Origin of the sequence: Lutimonas saemankumensis, from assembly GCF_020171465.1 — a bacterium.
Taxonomy (GTDB): Bacteria; Bacteroidota; Bacteroidia; order Flavobacteriales; family Flavobacteriaceae; genus Lutimonas; species Lutimonas saemankumensis.
Map to the genome: position 1 here is coordinate 614,370 of NZ_JAIUZR010000003.1, position 18,489 is coordinate 632,858.

Consider the following 18,489-nt stretch of genomic DNA (forward strand, 5'->3'; position numbering starts at 1 on the left):
TCTTATTTTCCTGTCAGTGAAACCAGTACTTCTATAACCTGATCCACTTCTTTTCTGGTATTGAATTTACTGAATGAGAAACGAACAGAAGTAAGTTTTGCGTCCTCTTCACTAAGTATGGCTCCGAGAACATGCGATCCCTTACTGCTACCACTTTGACAGGCACTGCCTCCTGATGCCGCGACTCCTTTAAGGTCAAGGTTAAACAATAACATAGGAATTTCTCTCGGGAACCTTACATTTAAAATATGAAAGGCAGATCTATCCGGGTTTTCAGACAGGCCGTTGAATTCAATTCCAGGAATCTTTGCCTTGAGATTTTGAATAAAATATTGCTTTAGATCTGAGATAAACTTCTTATCCTCATTAAAATGATCCATGGCCAAGGAAAGCGCCTTGGAAAGGCCAACAATACTATGGGTGTTCTCTGTACCTGCCCTGAGTCCCATTTCCTGCTCTCCTCCGTGTAACATGGGTTCAAACTTATATGCCTTATTAATGATGGCAAATCCCACGCCCTTCGGGCCATGAAACTTATGGGCACTTGCGGCAATAAAATCAATGGGAATTCCTTTAAGGTCAATAGGAACATGTCCGATTCCCTGAACCGTGTCCGAATGAAAAAGAGTATTGGTTTTCTTACATATCTCGGAAACCCGTGATGCATCCAGAATATTTCCCAGTTCATTGTTCACCAGCATCAGGCTAACAAGTGTTTTTGTATCTCCCGAATTTAACAAACTCTCCAATTCTTCATAATCAATCTCTCCCTGCCCGTCTACAGAGACATAAACAATCTCGATGTTGAACTCTTTACCGAGGGCTTCAATGGTGTGCAATACGGCATGATGCTCCAAGGGAGAACTTATTATTCTCTTTACCCCAAGCTCCTTTACCGCATTGTATAATACCATATTATCGGCTTCACTTCCGCCTGCAGTAAATACTACTTCTGAAGCTGAACAATTGAAATAGGCAGCGATTTTTTTTCTTGCTGTTTCTAGCTCGGCCTTTGCTTTTCTTCCAAATCCATGCGAAGAAGAAGGATTGCCAAAATTGTCCGTCATATGCTCAGCCATTGCCCTGATCACATCTGGGTCAAGGGGAGTGGTGGCTGCATTGTCAAAATAAATTTTTTGCATGTGACAAAAGTAATTATTTTATTAGCAATACTATTTTAAAATCCGCATAAAACCTTACTTTTGTGCATCTTTTAGATGGTAATTGTTTGTTGAAATTTGACTTTTCTAAGTATGAAGAAGTTGTTTTTGTTGGTTGTACTTACCTTCGTTTATTCGTGTAATGACGGCGATTTGGATATTTCAAGTTTTGAATTTGAAGATGAGGTAAATATTTGTGGTACTAATAAATATACCCTTTACAGGCTAAGTACGAATGAACAGAGAGAAGCTTTGATTGTCACTTTAACAGATCTTCAGATCAGGAAGGATGAAGATCCGGTTCTACCTGTTAATGTTAGCGAAAATGGTGATTATACTGTTACTTACAGGCTTTTTGACGATCAGTTAACCGATAGTTATTTCTGCGCTTCGGTACCGCCGGTTGAACCCGGAGTTTTGAAGGACTGGAGAGGAGTTTCAGGAACTATTTTTGTGGTCAATGAACCGATTTACGATACGGACGGAGAAACCATAACGGGCTGGAAGCATTATGTGGTGCTTAATGATGTAGTATTGAGGGTAGATGACCAGGAACTTAAACTTGACGAAACTTTTGTTTACGGAACCGTTGAAACCGGACCTGCTTCTTAATTTTTATTTCTGTTTTGAAAGAGAATGACTTCAGTAGCGCCTTGTCCATATTCGGAGTAGGAGGCATCATGATAAATCACAGGATATTTACTCAGTAAATTGATCAGCTCTTTTTTGAGTACCCCTGCACCCCTTCCATGAATAAAAATTATTTTTTGATGTTTTTTCGCAAGGCTTGATTCCAGGGTTTTTCTTGCAGTCTCCAGTTGAAGTGACAATTTTTCAAAGTTGCTCATCCCTTTTTCGGAATCGATAAGTTCATGTATATGCAGGTCCACTTCTGTGATCAGTTCCCCTTTTTTTGATTTGCTTTTTGGCTTTTTCCTGGCAGCCTCATCAGGGCTTTCAGGTTCAAAAGTCTCAATCATATTTTTCCACTCTTTCCTGGCGACGAGCTCATGATACAGAAATTTGTAGTGAAAACCATCTGCGCTGCAAATCGTAACAGTTTCCGCATCGATTTGGACAATTTCGCCTTCCAGCGTATCATTAACTACGCTAACCTTGTCGCCAATTTTAAATGGAACCTTCGAATTCATAGTGGCAAATATATACTTAAAAAATTGTATTTTTATTTGCTTTTCAAACACTAGCTACATGGGATTTATTACTTTCCTCGAGGAAAACATGCTTTCTTGTCAATGGAAGGAATTTGGAGTGGAATGCGCAGGATGCGGATTTCAGCGTGCATTCATTTTTTTGCTAAAGGGAGAGTTTTTGAAGGCTTTCCTGATGTATCCCGCTATTTATACCTTATTGATCATGTTCATCTATCTGGGCCTGCATCTTAAGTTAAATTTTCAAAAGGGACACTTGATTCTGAAATGGCTTTTTGTTTTAAATACAGCAATCATACTTTTAAATTACGTTCTTAAATTTTGATATTATGTACAAAGAAAAACTACCTTATTCAAGAAGTGCTTTGATTCTCGGAATCAGCTCGATTGTTACCGCATGCTGTTGCTGGGGTTTAATTGGGGTCATTCTTGGTATTATAGGCCTTAGCAACGCCAATAAAGCAATAAAAATCCATGAGGAAGATCCAAATGCATTTGACGGAATAAATAATGCGCAGACAGGAAAAACTACATCCATAATAGGTATTATTATTGGAATCCTTTTGATGATATGGCACATTTATACCTTTAGCTCAGGGGATTACGAGATTCTCTTTGAAGAGTATAATAACATGATTGACGAGTATTGATTTTAAAGTATAAAATCAAGAATTATTTGTCTAATTTTACGGCATGATAATAAATGATTCTAACAGACATAAAGGTCTGAGAAATCAGTTGGTTTCAACCATTAAGCGGAAAGGAATAAAAGATAAACTGGTACTGGATGCTATTGCAAAAGTACCGAGGCACCTGTTTATGGATTCCGGGTTTGTGGATTTTGCTTATCAGGATAAACCCTTTCCCATTGGAGCAGACCAAACGATTTCACAACCCTATACAGTGGCGTTCCAAACTGAATTACTGGAAGTCAAACCAGGTCAAAAAATACTTGAAATTGGAACCGGCTCAGGTTATCAGACTGCCGTACTGATAGAATTGAAAGCCCAGGTTTACAGTATAGAAAGACAAAAGGAACTTTATACCAAGGTAAAAAAGTTTCTCCCTAAAGTGGGTTATGTACCTAAGAAGATTGTTTTTGGTGACGGTTATAAAGGACTTCCGGAAGATGCACCATTTGACGGCATAATTGTAACGGCAGGGGCACCCTATGTACCAAAAGAATTGCTGGGACAATTAAAAATAGGAGGAAAGCTGGTTATTCCTGTAGGAGATGATATTCAGGTAATGACTGTTTTTACACGGACCGGTGAAAAGAAATTTGAAAAACTGGAGTACGGTGATTTTAGGTTCGTGCCTATGTTGAAAGAAAAAAATTAAAAAACCCTTTGGATCATGCCTGAATTTCATATCAAAACTCCAGTCGTCGAAGCTGATTGGTTACTCCGGAATCTTGGGGCATCAAATCTTGTTGTTCTGGATGCTACCTTACCTAAGGCCGTAAAAGGGAAAGCTGTTGAATCTCCAAAAGAACAGATTAAGGGAGCACTGTTTTTTGACATTAAAAAAGAGTTTAGTGATGTAAATGCCATCTATCCAAATACCTGGCCAGGTGAAAATGAGTTCATTGCAGCGGCTAGAAGGCTGGGAATAAATAAGGATTCCGCTATCGTTGTTTACGATGATCACGGTATCTATTCCAGTGCAAGGGCATGGTGGATGTTCAGGGCCATGGGACACCATAATGTTGCCGTTTTAAATGGAGGCCTTCCTGCCTGGATATCTATAGGAGGAGTTACGGAACTTAAGGGAAAGAATAGATCAAAAGCAGGAGATTTTGACGGAAAGTTTGATAAAGATTATATTATTGATCACCCGGAAGTACTTAAAAATTTAAAGGATGATCAAAAGTTGATACTGGATGCCAGGGCGAAGGAACGATTTCTGGGTTTGGCAGAAGAACCAAGAGAAGGATTGAAAAGTGGCCATATCCCGGGTTCTAAGAGCCTGCCTTATACACAGCTTTTAAAAGAGGGTAAAATGCGTGATGAAAAGGAGTTAAACAGGATATTTTCAGCGTATCCCTTGACAGAAAATGGCCTTATTTTTTCATGTGGCTCGGGAATAACTGCCTGTGTATTGGCCCTGGGTGCCGAATTAAGCGGATTAAAGAATCTGTCGGTTTATGATGGTTCATGGACGGAGTGGGGCAGTATGAATCATTTACCTGTTGAAAAGGGATAATGAGTTTACAAGGTAAAACTTTTAGATGGCCTTTAAACTAAGGTCCATATTGCTTACCGAATGCGTCAGTGCCCCTGAAGAAATATAATCTACCCCACATTCTGCATATTTTCTTGCCGTTTGCAGTGTTATTCCACCCGAAGATTCCGTTTCACATTGCCCGGCAATGAGTTTGACCGCCTTTTCTGTGTCCTCGTAATTAAAATTATCAATGAGGATCCGATGAATGCCATCATGATCAAGTATGGATTCGATTTCCTCTAAACTCCTGGCTTCCACTATAATCTTAAGATCCAGATTATTCTCCTTAAGGTAATTTTTAGTCTTTTTAATGGCCCTGTCTACTCCGCCGGCAAAATCAATGTGATTGTCTTTTAGCATGATCATGTCATACAATGCGAATCGATGATTCACACCCCCACCAATTTTAACTGCCCATTTTTCAATGGCTCTGATGCCAGGAGTTGTTTTTCTTGTATCCAGTATTTTGGTTCGGGTACCTTTTAGGAGATCAACAAATTTCTTGGTTTTGGTGGCAATCGCACTCATTCGCTGCATGGCATTTAACACCAGTCTTTCAGCCTTTAAAATCGATTGAGAACTTCCCGTCACAAAAAACACAATATCTCCCTCATTGACCCTAGTTCCATCATCGATAAAGGTTTCAACAATTAAATCAGGATCAACTTCCTTAAAAATCATCTTGGCAAATTCCACCCCGGCAATGATTCCTTTTTCCTTTACCAGTAATTTCGCTTTGCCCTTGGCGTCTTTTGGAATACAGGCAAGTGAACTGTGATCTCCTTCACCGATATCCTCGCGAATTCCGTTTTTGATAATCCCCTGAAGTTCAATAGACATCTGTTCTTTACTGATCATAGTTTTCAATTTATCCATGCAAAAATAAGTCTTTATATTTACCAAAACAATCGGTTGAATGAAAATCAAATTACTGGTTATAGGGAAAACAGATGACAAAAACCTTCAGGTTTTAATTCAGAAGTATGAAAAGAGATTGAGACATTATATCAATTTTGATCTGGAAATAATACCCGATGTAAAGAACATTAAAAATATGTCCGAAAAGGACCAGAAGGATAAAGAAGGCCAGTTCATACTCAAGAAGGTTGTTCCAGGAGATCAGTTATGGCTTCTGGACGAAAAAGGAGAGATGTTCAGATCGGTGGAATTTTCACGATTCCTTCAAAAGAAAATGAATTCAGGAGTAAAAAGATTTGTTCTTGTCATAGGAGGCCCTTATGGGTTCTCAGAAGCAGTTTACAATAAATCGACGGGCAAGATATCCTTGTCAAAAATGACCTTTTCGCATCAAATGATTCGATTATTTGCTGTTGAACAATTGTACAGAGCTTTTAGTATTTTAAAAAATGAGCCGTATCATCACGAATGACAGAACCCATGAAATAATTAATGATTAAAGTCTTAGCCTTGTGACAGGATTTTTTGCAATTTTAGATGATATAGCTACATTGATGGACGATGTAGCTCTGATGGCAAAATTTGCCACAAAGAAAACTGCAGGTGTTTTGGGAGATGATTTGGCCGTTGGGGCTGAAAAAGCATCCAGCTTCAGGGCTTCAAGGGAGTTACCGGTACTTTGGAAGATTACCAAAGGTTCCTTTCTCAATAAATTGATAATATTACCCTTTGCGTTCTTATTAAGTGCTTATGCCCCTCAATTTATAGTTCCCATCCTCCTAATCGGCGGGGTCTATTTAAGTTTTGAGGGTGTAGAAAAGATCGTACATACGTTCTTTGATAAAAAGCACAACAAAAAAGAAAAGGTTCAGTTTCAGACAGAAGAGGAATTGCTTGAAGTTGAAAAAGCAAAGATTAAGAATACCATTATAACAGACTTTATTTTATCCTTGGAGATCATCATGATCGCCCTGGGAACGGTAACGGAACAGCCACTACTCGAGCAGATCCTTGTCGTTTCCATAGTTGCGATTATAGCCACAATCGGGGTCTACGGTATTGTAGCTTTAATGGTGCGTATGGATGATACGGGAATGAAGTTGATCCATATGGCCAGGGGGAAAAGCCAATTCGTTAAATCCGTCTTCGTGATCATCGGAAAAGGATTGGTGTATTCACTTCCTAAACTAATCAAGTTACTGGCGGTCATTGGCACTATAGCCATGCTATTGGTAGGAGGAGGAATGTTTGTGCACAACATCAAGGAGGTTCATGATTTTCTTCACGCCTTACCTATGATTGTTTCCGAACTTTTGGTGGGATTAGTAGTAGGTTTTATTGCCTATTTTCTTGTTGAGGGTTTTAAGAAATTAATAAAGCGGTGGTAATGATATTTGCGGCCGGATTTATTGACTATCATGAACTTAATCCTGGTTTCTTTTCTGAAAATGGAGTTGTTCAGAGTTTAATAGGATTTCTTTAGTGTTTTAAAAATCCTCTTTTGGAACCTCTTTTGGCACTTGAGCCATGAACGCTGCCACCAGTCCAGGTTAAGCCACTTTTTTGTTTCCTAAAGGAAGGGTATTCAGAATTCTGTAGAGGTTTTTTCTTATTGTTTTTATCAATTTTTCCTCCTTTGTTAAAAGTTTTGAATATGATTTGTTTCTTTTTGTCATATCTTCTTCTTTCAGTTAAATAGAGGGGCAATGTCACTAAAAGTAAAATGCCTAACCCTATAATCAAAAAGAGATCTTTATGGGTCAAATCAATAAAGAGGCCAACGAAACGTATCGAAAGAAATGCCATGCTAAGTGTTGCTGAATAATAGATGGAACTCTTCATGTCAAACGAATAAGAAGTTTCATTAATTCCATTAAAGTTAGTAAACAATAATTTATTGAACAAGAAGAAAAGAGGTTTAATCCCAGAAAGCAACGACGCGTTGTATCATCCAAAAAGCAGCCAGGGAACCTATGGCATAGGCAGGAATTTTTCTGCTGTATACCGGCCAGTTTTTGTAAAGAGATAATAGTTTAATCAACCCCAGGATAATTACTACAAAGATAAGCTGACCCAGTTCCACCCCAATGTTGAAAAAAGCAAGTGCAAGTGGAATCTCATGTTGAGGAAGACCTATATCCGCCAACGCTCCGGCAAAGCCAAAACCATGGAGCAAACCAAAACTAAACGCAACGATCCAGGGTTTCCTGCTTGTAAGGGTTTGTTCTCCTTTAATGTTCTTTAATATTTCAAGAGCTAAAAAAACAATACTCAGTGCAATAACGGCTTCAACCGGAGCACCCGGAAAATTTACATAGCCCAGTGCCGCAAGTGACAGGGTAATACTGTGAGCAATTGTGAAAGCCGTAATGGTCTTTAGAATCTTCCATTTTCCTTTTGTGATCATGATCAAAGCAAGAACAAACAGCAAATGATCAATGCCAAGTAATATATGTTCCACCCCCAGAATCGTATACGTTTTAATGACATCATAAGCACTGGTTTGCCCCGGGATCAAACTACTGTTCTTATCAGCCTGGAGCAGCAGGGTTGCCTTTTCTCCATTGAGATAGGTAACCGTTACCAAAACATCAATCAGGGTTTTATCAAGACCTTTAATGTATAATTCTTTGCCTTGTAATGATTCATCAGAACGAATTAAATAATAATAAATAACGGAACCAGGAATTTGATTTGGAGCTTTTAAGTTTTCAATGGAAAAAGAACTAGGGAAAACGGGCTGAATCTTGGGCACCGCATCACCCATGCTGGGAACTTTCCAAAATACTTCATAAGAATCTTCAGCAACCTGAATAATCTGTAAATAAGCGGGCCTGATCTCATGGCAATATACTGAGGACATACTCAATGAAACTATGGAAACTGTAAGTATTAGAATGATCTTTTTCATACCTTTTAAAATTTATTATTCTTTTAAATACTCAACAAAAGACTCATCAAATTTTTCCGGATCGAGTTCATATTCTATATTATATTTTTTCTTTAATTCTTCAAAAATAAGCTGATCAAGTTTCTGTTGATTGCGGTATTCGAGATCTCTTACCAATTCATTTCTAATTGATTCAAATTCCGGTTTTTGCGGATCTGTTCTTTCAAGGATATAAACCAAATGATAACCAAATCCGGATTTTATCGGGCCCAGCCATTGTTCAACAGGTAATTCTTCAAGCTCTTCAGAGAATTCATTTCCAAGACGTCGCTGAACCTCAATTGCATCAGTCTCTTTAAAAAAGTAGGGGAAAGGCATGGAGTCCCCTTCATTAGAAATAGCGGTTGGATCAGTATTATGAATCGCGCCCATTAACTTTTGTGCGTCTTTCTTCGGATCGCTTCGATGATCAGGACTAAAAATGATCTGATAAAAAGAATAAGAATAAGGGCTTAAATAATTATTGACATTTTCATTATAGAAATTCATTAATTCTTCTTCAGAAGGCTCAGATATGGTTGCCAGATCATTCGATAAAAACTGCATTTTTTGGGCTAACCTTCGTTTAATAATTTCATCATTATGGTCCAGATTCATTTTAAGCGCCTCCTGATAGAAAATTTCCTGTTTGATGTTCTGTTGAATCAAGCTTTTAAGTTCCTCATCCGAGGGTAGTCTCTTCCATTGCATTTCCCAGCTTGCAATGATATTATTCATATCAAAATCATCAATCACTATTGTGTCAGCGCTGTCATCTTCTTTGTTTACCAGTCCGTAAAGAGCGAATAAGGCTAGTCCAAATAACAGAAAATGGGCCAGGGGTTCTTTTAATATTTTTTTCATCTAGGCAATTTTATCAGCTTTAAAAATACTATTTAAATGACATTTCATAAAATCTAATCGCAAATGTTTTGAAAGGTATTGATTTTGCTATTTTTTACAGATAACAATAGTATGTTAGTAAAAAATATTCTGCCCTACATGTTTAAACTTTATGGTTGATACCAAATAGGACTTGACCATGCTCTTTCTACAATAGATTTCGGGATTGATTCCGGATACGAGACACCTTCCCTTAATTCGTCATAAAGGGTCCATCTGGCGGCAGGTAGCTGTAATACTCTCACATAGTAAAAAGCTCTTTCAGAGGCTTTAAATTGCGGATCCGTCCAAACTGTCATCAATTGTGAGCTTCCTTTTTCAGTATTAAATTCTCCTGTTTCCAGATTAACAGGGGCATCCACAGGGTCAACTGAGCCATCGGGTTTTATTTCTCTGTTGTCTGAAACGGCGACATTGAAAACCTTTTCCCTCATCTCACCATTATCCAACCATCCTTTGATGATTTGTATCCGATCAAGACCAGGACCCAATGGATCCTTCATGGCCCATACGATAAATTGTGGACTGTCTTCTTTTGAGGGTGACAAATTACTCCCCATAGGTACTCCTTTTGCATATCCATCCTCAACATAGCTATCATCGTTATAGGATGATTTGAAGTTGTAACCTCCAAAAAAACGTACTTTTATTCTCGGCCCACTGGTAGCAAATGTTTCTTTACTGTACAGGCCATCCCAAATAGATCCACGCGTGTTGGAATCAGCCCAAACTCCCGTGAGGGCACCAGGACTAATGTCATAAGCTGTTGCCCAGCCATCGATAACCTGTCTGGTTCTGTTCTCTGCGGTTTGATCAGCATAGCCATGGCTTCCCACACCATAATTATCTTCCTCCACATTACCGGGGGTGCCGTTATGATTATCCGTACCTCCAACGAATCCATATTTAAATGGATTTACGCCAAGATCCTCTTCATATTTAAGGCCTCTTTCCAGTCCATAACGTACATAATTTTTCTTTTCAAATTTTCTGCCGCTATAGTCTTGTATGGAATAGGCCATTTCAAAATCAGCAAATTCATCATTGGGCCAAAATTGGGGATGAACTTCAGAGTTTCCCTTGATCTGCATCATTTCGATCAGGGGTTCCATTTTTTGTCTTGTTTGGGCGTAAGAGAGGTCAATGGGATTTCCCTCAATATCAACTTCTGGAAACATCATCCCCTTGCTTCCATTAGAGTTGTGTGGTATGGCAAGCAATGAGGCTCCCGAATCCATTTGCAACTGCATCCATACCCAGAGTTTTTGAGGATCTCTGCTGTCATTTGCACTGAATGGAACCTTGGGGACTATAGTGTCTCTAAATATGATGTTTCGATGCAAGTTACCTGCATTTGGGGCCGAGGTCCATTCAAAAGCATGAAGTGTTGTAAAAACTCCAGGTTCGTTGTATTTTTCAGTGGCGTTAAAATTTTTACGCCAGCCCGAGATCGTTGAAGCTTCTCCCTGATAGAAGTCAGGATGAGAGGAGCCGCCTGTTCTTGCCGGAGTAATCACATATTTCACAAAAAGCGCCATCGCATCTTCATAATTATCTGCATTACGCATTTGCTGAGCAACTGGGTCATCATAACCAGGAGTGCCTTCATTCATTAACGTATAGGTTTCTCCGAGATATTCAGCATGATCTGAAATTGCACAGAAATCCAAAGGCCGTTTAAGTCGGTGTGGACTACCATTCGCCATAACCTCTTCGCCTCTTGCAAATCGGTATGCATCCTCAGGAGTTAGTCTGTTTCCTCCAATAAAAGCATCCATTGAGGAACTGGTGTGTACATGCGTTTCGCCAAAATAAGCATCTTTTAATGGATTGATTTTAATTTGATCCTCGGTTTTGGACGTTTCAGAAATCTCGTTCATTTGTTTTTCCTGATTTCTTTTTTCACAACTGTAGAATACAAAAAAGATGAAAATCAAGGGGAAGATAATTTTCATGACTGTTATTTTAAGATTTGTTAAGTAACGTGAGATGTTTAAAGATAAAAAAAAGATCCTAATCAAATCAGGACCTTTTTATCATAAATAATAAAATATTCATTTAAGGAGTGTACCAAATGGGTGAGGTATAAGCTCTTTCCGTTGTTGTCATCGGGGATTCCTTTGGCATTTCAACCCCGAATCTCTTCGCGTCGTAAGCGGTCCATCTCGGGGTCGGGATTTCAATGACTCGTGCATAATAGAACGCTCTTTGCTTGGGGTCAAAGTCAGGATCCTTCCAAACTGAAATGAGTTCTGCTCTTCCGATGGTATTTGACCAGGTTGCATTAGCCACGTCAACTGTATTGCCCACATCCGGGATTTTACCGTTCTTATCCGCTTTTCTCATATCCATGTCGCTCCAAACCACATTGTAAACTTTTTCATGTGTTTTACCGGATTTATCCAGCCAGCCTTTGATGATTTGAATTCTGTCCAGATTTCCTCCATAGGGGTCCTTTAAGGCCCCCACGAGGAAGGTTGGTACTTTTCCTTTAGGCGCTTTATATAAATCTCCTCCCATGGGAACTCCTTTGGAGTAACCTGTTTCCGCTGGAAGTCTGTTCTTGGCGTCACTGCTGTCAAAGTCCCAGCCACCAAAAAACCTGACAAGTATTCTTGGCCCTGTTGTTGCGTATACCTCTTTTCTTGCCATGGCATCAAAAATAGCCTCCCTTGTGTTCTCAGTGGCCCATACCCCGGCATACCCTGAGGCAACCAGCTCCCAGTCGAAGATTTTATTTCCCTCGAATTCACCTACAATTCCAGTAGCACGATGTGCACTGGGTTCATTACCGGAATGTTTACCGAAAAAATTATCTTCTTCAGCTGTAGCGAGACTGGTATGGGAATCTGTTGATCCCACAACTCCAAACTTATAAGGATTCGTGCCAAATTTGGCTTCCATTTTTAATCCGTTCTTAAGGGCTTCCCTTGCATATTCGTACTGAAGCATATCATCCGTTTTTGCTACACTCAAATTGAGATTTCCCTTTTCCCAATTCTCGTAATCGGCAAATTCGTCATTAGGCGAAAGCAGCGGATGAGCCTCTCCATCTCCTTTGATCTGGGTAATTTCATAAAGTGGTTCCCATTTAATACGATCTTTCATGTAGTCTGCATCCAGTGGTTTTCCGGTGGCCGGATTGACCTCAACCGGAAACATGATTCCATTGCTCAAATTCCCGTTGTGAGCAAGGGCAAGTACATTTCCCTTGGTTTTTAATTCATACTGTTCCATCCATTTCCAGAGGTCTTCCGGGTTAAAGCTCTCAGTTGTTGTATAAGGAAGCATTTGCCTTGCCAGATCTCCATTGTCACGATAAAGTACATTTCGATGCAAGTTATTGCCATTTTCGGTAGAAGTCCACTCATAACCGATGATCGTTGTAAATCTTCCCGGATCATTGTATTTTTCTGCAGTTTTAATATATCGGTCCCAAACTGTTTGAGCGAAATCTTCATCGATCAGTACCTTGGGAATATTTCCAAGAGCAAAGCTGTTAATTACGTCCATCGTTGCCATTAAAGCTTCCTTACCTCCTTGATTGATTCTTTCGTGCCAGTCTTTTACTGTGGCATCTGACATTAAATTCGGATCTCCTTTGATAATTTCATTCATGGCTCCCATTCCGTCTGAATGGTCGGCTACGACCAGCCAGTCAAGTGGCCGCGAGAGTTTTATTTTCTCGCCATGAGTTGCTGTTATTTCTTCTCCCCGGGCAAGACGATAGGCTTCTTCTGGGCCCAATACGGTTCCAAAAGCTCTGGCATCTAACGAATTACTTGTGTGAAGGTGCGTGTCACCCCAAAAAACCTGTGTGGGAAAATAGCGTCCTGCATAGGGTGAGTAACCTCTCTTTTGATGAATCTTTTCACCTTCTTTCATATCCATTGTCATTTCACCCACTTGCTGACCCATGACTAGAAATGGTATAAATAACAGAGTTGTTGTTAAAAATTGATACTTATTCATAATTCAGATTTAGTAGGTTGGAGAATACCAAATTGGGGAAGTATAGGCGCGCTCAGTAGAAGTAAGAGGTACTTCGTCTGAAAGCTCTGCACCATACCTGACTTTATCATAGAGTGTCCATCTTGGAGTTGGTATTTCAAGGACTCTAACATAATAAAAGGCTTCAGCCGCCGGATCAAAATCAGGGTCAGTCCATACTTTTTTCAGTTCAGTGGCCCCAATTGAATTGTCCCAGGTTGCATCTTCCGTATTGACTGTATTTCCTACTGAAGGCACCTTGCCATCTGTTCCCGGTTTTCTGTCACCGCTCCATACCACATCAAAAACTTTTTCACTTAGACTGCCATCTTCATTTAACCAACCCTTGACAATTTGAATTCTGTCCAGGCTGCCGCGATCGGGATCCATTAAGGCATAAACCATAAAAGTAGGGGATTTTCCTTCACCTTTTGCCAGGTCACCACCCATAGGTACACCTTTTTTATATCCCATTTGTACCATAGCATCGCCCAGATCATTCTCGGTAAAATCCCATCCTCCAAAAAAGCGAACCGTCATACGGGACCCGGTGGTAGCATAGGTTTCTTTTCGCATCATGGCATCCCATAAAGACGCTCTGGTATTTTCATGTGCCCAGACAGCTGCATAACCTGAAGCAATTGTTTCCCAGGTATTGACTACACCTTTGTCAGAATCGATGAAAGGATGATTCCAGCGATCCTTTCCCGGTTCTACATTTGAGGCCTTTCCAAAGAAGTTGTCCTCATCACCGGTTGCCAGTGAGGTGTGAGAATCCGTACTTCCGATTAGCCCAAATTTGTAAGGGTTTGTCCCCAATTCATGTTTGAATTTTAGGCCTAATTTTAAGGCAGAGCGCGTATATTCATACTGAAGCATGTCATTGGTTTTCGCCTCACTCATATCCAGGTTGCCTTTGTCCCAGTTTTCGTAATCTGCAAATTCATCATTAGGCGAAAGGAAGGGATGAGCTTCTCCGTCACCTTTGATCTGAGTAGCTTCATAAAGAGGCTCCCACCGGGCTCTTCTATCCACATAATTTTTATCATACGCTTTTCCGGAAACTGTAGTCTCGGCAAACATCATTCCATTGCTCAGGTTGCCATTATGCGGAATGGCAAGCACTTTTCCTCCGGTATTCTTTTCGTAATTTTCAAGGTTATCCCATAGCCTTTCCGGATCCGAACTGTCTTCATTGGTAAAAGGCAACTGCTTAATGGCCACATCTCCGTCATCACGATAAATGACTACTCTATGCAGATTATTTCCTTTGATCAGGGAGGTCCACTCATAACCGATAAAGGCCGTAAATCTACCGGGATCATTATATTTTTCAGCAGCATCAACCACATTTTTCCACACGGGGGTCATCATACTCACTTCATTGGTTTTAAATGGAAAATTTCCTTGAGAAAAGGTTTTGATAATATCAATGGCTGCCTCTCCACCTTTTCCTTCATCGATCAGTTTTTTCCATTTAACCGATTCTTCATATTGCATCACATGTTCCTTTCCGGCCATCAGGTCCGGGAAAAACCCCATTCCGTCAGAGTGATCTGCAACAACCAGAAAGTCCAGAGGCTTGTTCAACTTGGTTTTGATTCCCGTTGAGGAAGTTACTTCGTCTCCACGGGCGAACTGATATGCCTCATCCATACCAATTCGGTTCCCGAAAGCTCCGGCATCCATCGATAGATCCGTATGAAGATGAGTGTCGCCAAAATACACTTGAGTAGGATAGGATTCAGAACCTGATGAAGTAATTTCTTTTTGCAAATTTTCATCAGTGGGTATGTCTTTCTTTTTTTCTGTCTCACAGGAATAAATAACAAGAAGCAACAATAAAAAGAGGGATAAAGAGCGCATAATAAAGTCTTTGGGTTAAGTACCTTAAATTTAATAAAAAAATCAATATTCATTCACATTCAAATGGTATTCCTTATTTTTAAACCAAACAATAGAGATGAAAATAGTTTTTGCAACCAATAACAAACACAAGGTAAAAGAGATCAAAGACTTGTTGCCATCAGGTATTGAGGTGATGACCTTGAATGAAATTGGCTGTATTGAAGAAATTGAGGAAACGGCCACAACCCTGGAAGGAAATGCAAAAATAAAATCTGACCATGTAAAAGATGGATACGGATATGACTGTTTTGCGGACGATACAGGGCTGGAGGTGGAGGCACTAGGAGGGGAGCCAGGAGTTTATTCTGCACGATATGCTGGAGAAAATGCCACATTTAAAGACAATGTAAATAAATTATTGAATGCTTTGGACGGTGAATCCAACAGAAAAGCCAGATTTAGAACCGTGATTTCCCTGAATATTGATGGGAACCAGGAATATTTTGAAGGTGTTTGTGAAGGTGCAATAGAACTTTCGCCAAAGGGAACTCAAGGTTTTGGTTATGACCCCATTTTTAGGCCGATTGGATATGACCTGACTTTTGCAGAAATGGATTTGTCAACTAAAGGAAGAATTTCCCACAGAGGAAAAGCTGTTCAAAAACTGGTGGAATTTTTAAGAAACAAGGCTTAAAAAAGAGTTATCTGATTTGAGTCATCCTCTTCGTTATTCTCATCTTTCTTGGAGGCTTCCTCCTCATTTTCAGGATGCTTATCCGTATTATTATTACCTTCTATGACCTGTTCATCAATCACTTCAACTTCTTCGAGTACAGGTTCTTCATAAGGTAATGGTTCCAATAAATTAATATCTTTTATTTTTTCAGCAGTAAGTTGATTTCCAAGAGCTTTAATCCCTTTTACTGCAATGAATGCTTCAAAATTTAAAGTTTCGTTTTCGAGGCTTCTTTTGGAGTAGACAACCTCAGCCACAGGCCTAAAGTCCATGGCAACGATCATTAACTTAGAGTCTTCATGATCGGAAATGAATTTTTCGTCTTTATCCGGATGCTCAATCATGAAACGCTTGACATAATACCGTCGTCTTTCCCCGTCAAAATATACTACTGAAATTGGCTTGTTGGGATTCCATTTTTCAAGGACGATCATGTCGCTTTCAAAATGGGTATTCAAATTAGGAATAATTGTTTTTGCCTCTCCTTTTTGATTGATGATCAGTAAACGGTCATCTGCTGTAAATTCTCCAATAAGGTCACCGCGTTCGTCAACATTAAGTCTCTGTACCGTTTCATCGAACCAGATTTTTCTTGGTTTTAAGGTAGAAACACCTTTTTCTTTGAGTTCTATTTTTCGTACAGAATATTTGGTTACTAAGTTTCCCTTACTTCCCCTTCCTTTAATCGACAATTCGGCAAGGTCCTGATCCCATTTTAACTTTTTGATCAATCCCACGGCTCTTAAATTCACAGTCACGATTTCCGCCTCCCCATTGGGATTAGCCGTAAAGTACAATACTTTTGAACCTTTTGCCCCTGTAGTAAGGTCGTATTCCTTATCACGAGTGATCGATGTGACGGCAAACCGTTTCATATAAGTATATCCAGATTTGCCATCTTTATAGATCATGTTATAGATCGTTCTTTTGTCGTTCTTCTTAAAGACGGCAACATGTATAATATCTTTGCCCACAAAGGTTTTGCTATCGACTTTAGTGATCATCATTTTCCCGTCTTTTCTGAAAACAATGATATCGTCGATATCGGCACAATCCGCCACAAACTCATCCTTTCTTAGAGCGGTGCCGATAAATCCTTCTGAGCGGTTTACATAAAGCTTGGAATTTCTTAAAACCACCTTGGTTGCAACAATATTTTCAAAAATTCGAATATCTGTTTTTCGCTCTCGGCCTTTGCCAAATTTCTCCTTGAGATTCTTAAAATAGGCAATGGCATAGTCAATAATATTCTCCAGGTCATTTTTAACCGCCGCAATCTTTTCTTCAAGGCTCTCGATGAATTGTTTTGCCTTGTCGATATCAAATTTTGAAATCTTTTTGATCTTTATTTCGGTTAACCTGACGATATCCTCCTCGGTCACGGCCCTCTTAAGGTGCTTAATATGAGGTTTGAGTCCTTTGTCAATGGCTGAAATGACTCCTTCCCAGGTTTCTTCATCTTCAATGTCCCTGTAAATCCTGTTTTCGATGAAAATCCTTTCAAGTGACGAAAAATGCCATTGCTCTTCCAGTTCTGCCAACAGAATTTCCAGCTCTTGGGTTAACAGATCAACCGTGTGGTTGGTCGATCTTTTCAAAACTTCTTTGACACTTACAAAGATCGGTTTGTTATCATCAATGATGCAGCAAAGGGGAGAAATGGAAACCTCACAGTTTGTAAAGGCATACAAGGCATCAATGGTCTTGTCCGGAGAGACCCCGCCTGGAAGATAAATTAATATTTCAACATCCTTGGCTGTGTTGTCCTCGATTCTTTTGATCTTGATCTTGCCTTTGTCATTAGCCTTTAAAATTGAATCGATCAGTGAAGATGTCGTGGTGCCATAAGGAATTTCGGTTATGACTAACGAACTTTTATCCTTTTGAGAAATTTTGGCTCTAACCCTTACTTTGCCACCTCTTTTACCTTCGTTATAATTGGTAACATCAGCCACACCACCCGTCAGAAAGTCAGGGTAAATTGAAAAACTCTGTCCCTTGAGGATTTTAATCGAAGCCTGTATCAACTCATTAAAATTGTGTGGCAGAATTTTTGTGGACAGCCCAACAGCGATCCCTTCGGCCCCTTGTGCAAGTAATAGGGGAAACTTGACGGGTAAATCAATTGGTTCTTTTTTTCTCCCGTCATAAGAGGCCTGCCATTTTGTGGTTTTTGGATTGAAGACTACCGCCAGCGCAAATTTTGAAAGCCTGGCCTCAATATATCTTGATGCAGCCGCACGGTCCCCGGTAAGAATATTTCCCCAGTTTCCCTGCATGTCAATCAAAAGCTCCTTTTGACCCAGTTGCACCATGGCATCTGCAATACTGGCGTCCCCGTGAGGGTGGTATTGCATCGTGTGACCCACCAGATTAGCCACTTTATTATAACGTCCGTCATCCAGGTCTTTCATTGACTGCATGATACGCCTTTGTACCGGTTTAAAGCCATCATTTATCCCGGGTACCGCTCTTTCTAAAATGACATAAGAGGCATAGTCCAAGAACCAGTCCTCATACATTCCTCCAATCTTAGTGATTGTATCCTGATTCTGGTCCTTATTTTCTTCAAATTCTTCTTGGGTATCCATTTAATCTTTCTGTCTTTCT

Annotated in this window: 18 protein-coding genes; 8 read left to right on the forward strand and 10 right to left on the reverse strand. The window is 39.8% G+C overall.

The window, feature by feature from the left end:
• Positions 1-2: 2 nt before the first annotated feature.
• Positions 3-1,142, reverse strand: coding sequence for a cysteine desulfurase family protein (locus LCM02_RS04220; protein WP_224927078.1), 1,140 nt, complete (start codon positions 1,140-1,142; stop codon positions 3-5).
• A 111-nt stretch (positions 1,143-1,253) separates the two neighbouring features.
• Between LCM02_RS04220 and LCM02_RS04225 the strand changes: the two genes are divergently transcribed.
• Positions 1,254-1,772, forward strand: coding sequence for a hypothetical protein (locus LCM02_RS04225; RefSeq protein ID WP_224927079.1), 519 nt, complete (start codon positions 1,254-1,256; stop codon positions 1,770-1,772).
• On the opposite strand, the gene LCM02_RS04230 is transcribed toward LCM02_RS04225, so the two are convergent.
• A complete protein-coding gene (locus LCM02_RS04230) occupies positions 1,769-2,311 on the reverse strand; it encodes a Smr/MutS family protein (protein WP_224927080.1) in 543 nt (180 codons plus the stop codon). The two genes, LCM02_RS04225 and LCM02_RS04230, sit on opposite strands and share 4 nt — an antisense overlap.
• A 58-nt stretch (positions 2,312-2,369) precedes the next feature.
• Between LCM02_RS04230 and LCM02_RS04235 the strand changes: the two genes are divergently transcribed.
• The 4 genes from LCM02_RS04235 to LCM02_RS04250 are packed head-to-tail and all read left to right on the forward strand — an operon-like array spanning position 2,370 to position 4,534.
• Entirely contained in the window at positions 2,370-2,654 is a 285-nt protein-coding gene (locus LCM02_RS04235; RefSeq protein ID WP_224927081.1) for a DUF2752 domain-containing protein, read from the forward strand.
• 4 nt (positions 2,655-2,658) lie between these two features.
• On the forward strand, positions 2,659-2,979 hold the full coding sequence (locus LCM02_RS04240; protein WP_224927082.1) for a CCC motif membrane protein: 321 nt from the start codon (positions 2,659-2,661) through the stop codon (positions 2,977-2,979).
• Positions 2,980-3,022: 43 nt separating this feature from the next.
• Positions 3,023-3,670 (forward strand): protein-L-isoaspartate(D-aspartate) O-methyltransferase, encoded by a 648-nt coding sequence (locus LCM02_RS04245; protein WP_262902485.1) that lies wholly within the window; start codon positions 3,023-3,025, stop codon positions 3,668-3,670.
• 15 nt (positions 3,671-3,685) lie between these two features.
• Positions 3,686-4,534: a sulfurtransferase gene (locus LCM02_RS04250; protein WP_224927083.1), complete on the forward strand. Its 849-nt coding sequence runs from the start codon at positions 3,686-3,688 to the stop codon at positions 4,532-4,534.
• A 21-nt stretch (positions 4,535-4,555) separates the two neighbouring features.
• On the opposite strand, the gene nadC is transcribed toward LCM02_RS04250, so the two are convergent.
• Complete coding sequence (nadC, locus tag LCM02_RS04255) at positions 4,556-5,413, reverse strand: carboxylating nicotinate-nucleotide diphosphorylase (RefSeq protein ID WP_224927084.1); 858 nt, start codon at positions 5,411-5,413, stop codon at positions 4,556-4,558.
• A gap of 58 nt (positions 5,414-5,471) precedes the next feature.
• On the opposite strand from nadC, the gene rlmH reads away from it, so the two are divergent.
• On the forward strand, positions 5,472-5,945 hold the full coding sequence (gene rlmH, locus LCM02_RS04260; RefSeq protein ID WP_224927085.1) for a 23S rRNA (pseudouridine(1915)-N(3))-methyltransferase RlmH: 474 nt from the start codon (positions 5,472-5,474) through the stop codon (positions 5,943-5,945).
• Positions 5,946-5,985: 40 nt separating this feature from the next.
• Positions 5,986-6,861, forward strand: a complete 876-nt coding sequence (locus tag LCM02_RS04265; RefSeq protein ID WP_224927086.1) for a DUF808 domain-containing protein — start codon at positions 5,986-5,988, stop codon at positions 6,859-6,861.
• A gap of 91 nt (positions 6,862-6,952) precedes the next feature.
• On the opposite strand, the gene LCM02_RS04270 is transcribed toward LCM02_RS04265, so the two are convergent.
• The 6 genes from LCM02_RS04270 to LCM02_RS04295 form a co-directional block, all read right to left on the reverse strand.
• Entirely contained in the window at positions 6,953-7,315 is a 363-nt protein-coding gene (locus tag LCM02_RS04270) for a hypothetical protein (protein WP_224927087.1), read from the reverse strand.
• A gap of 76 nt (positions 7,316-7,391) precedes the next feature.
• The gene (locus LCM02_RS04275) at positions 7,392-8,384 is read right to left on the reverse strand and encodes a HupE/UreJ family protein (RefSeq protein ID WP_224927088.1); all 993 of its coding nucleotides are present in this window, start codon (positions 8,382-8,384) and stop codon (positions 7,392-7,394) included.
• A 15-nt stretch (positions 8,385-8,399) separates the two neighbouring features.
• The gene (locus LCM02_RS04280) at positions 8,400-9,266 is read right to left on the reverse strand and encodes a peptidyl-prolyl cis-trans isomerase (protein ID WP_224927089.1); all 867 of its coding nucleotides are present in this window, start codon (positions 9,264-9,266) and stop codon (positions 8,400-8,402) included.
• Between the two features lie 149 nt (positions 9,267-9,415).
• Positions 9,416-11,260, reverse strand: a complete 1,845-nt coding sequence (locus tag LCM02_RS04285; RefSeq protein ID WP_224927090.1) for a DUF3604 domain-containing protein — start codon at positions 11,258-11,260, stop codon at positions 9,416-9,418.
• A 103-nt stretch (positions 11,261-11,363) separates the two neighbouring features.
• Positions 11,364-13,277 carry a DUF3604 domain-containing protein gene (locus LCM02_RS04290; RefSeq protein WP_224927091.1) on the reverse strand — a complete coding sequence of 638 codons (1,914 nt, stop codon included), beginning with the start codon at positions 13,275-13,277 and terminating at the stop codon, positions 11,364-11,366.
• 9 nt (positions 13,278-13,286) lie between these two features.
• Positions 13,287-15,161: a DUF3604 domain-containing protein gene (locus tag LCM02_RS04295; protein ID WP_224927092.1), complete on the reverse strand. Its 1,875-nt coding sequence runs from the start codon at positions 15,159-15,161 to the stop codon at positions 13,287-13,289.
• Between the two features lie 97 nt (positions 15,162-15,258).
• Here LCM02_RS04295 and LCM02_RS04300 point away from each other — a divergent pair, with 97 nt between their 5' ends.
• The gene (locus tag LCM02_RS04300) at positions 15,259-15,837 is read left to right on the forward strand and encodes a non-canonical purine NTP diphosphatase (protein ID WP_224927093.1); all 579 of its coding nucleotides are present in this window, start codon (positions 15,259-15,261) and stop codon (positions 15,835-15,837) included.
• On the opposite strand, the gene LCM02_RS04305 is transcribed toward LCM02_RS04300, so the two are convergent.
• Entirely contained in the window at positions 15,834-18,470 is a 2,637-nt protein-coding gene (locus LCM02_RS04305; protein WP_224927094.1) for a DNA gyrase/topoisomerase IV subunit A, read from the reverse strand. The two genes, LCM02_RS04300 and LCM02_RS04305, sit on opposite strands and share 4 nt — an antisense overlap.
• Positions 18,471-18,489: the final 19 nt, after the last annotated feature.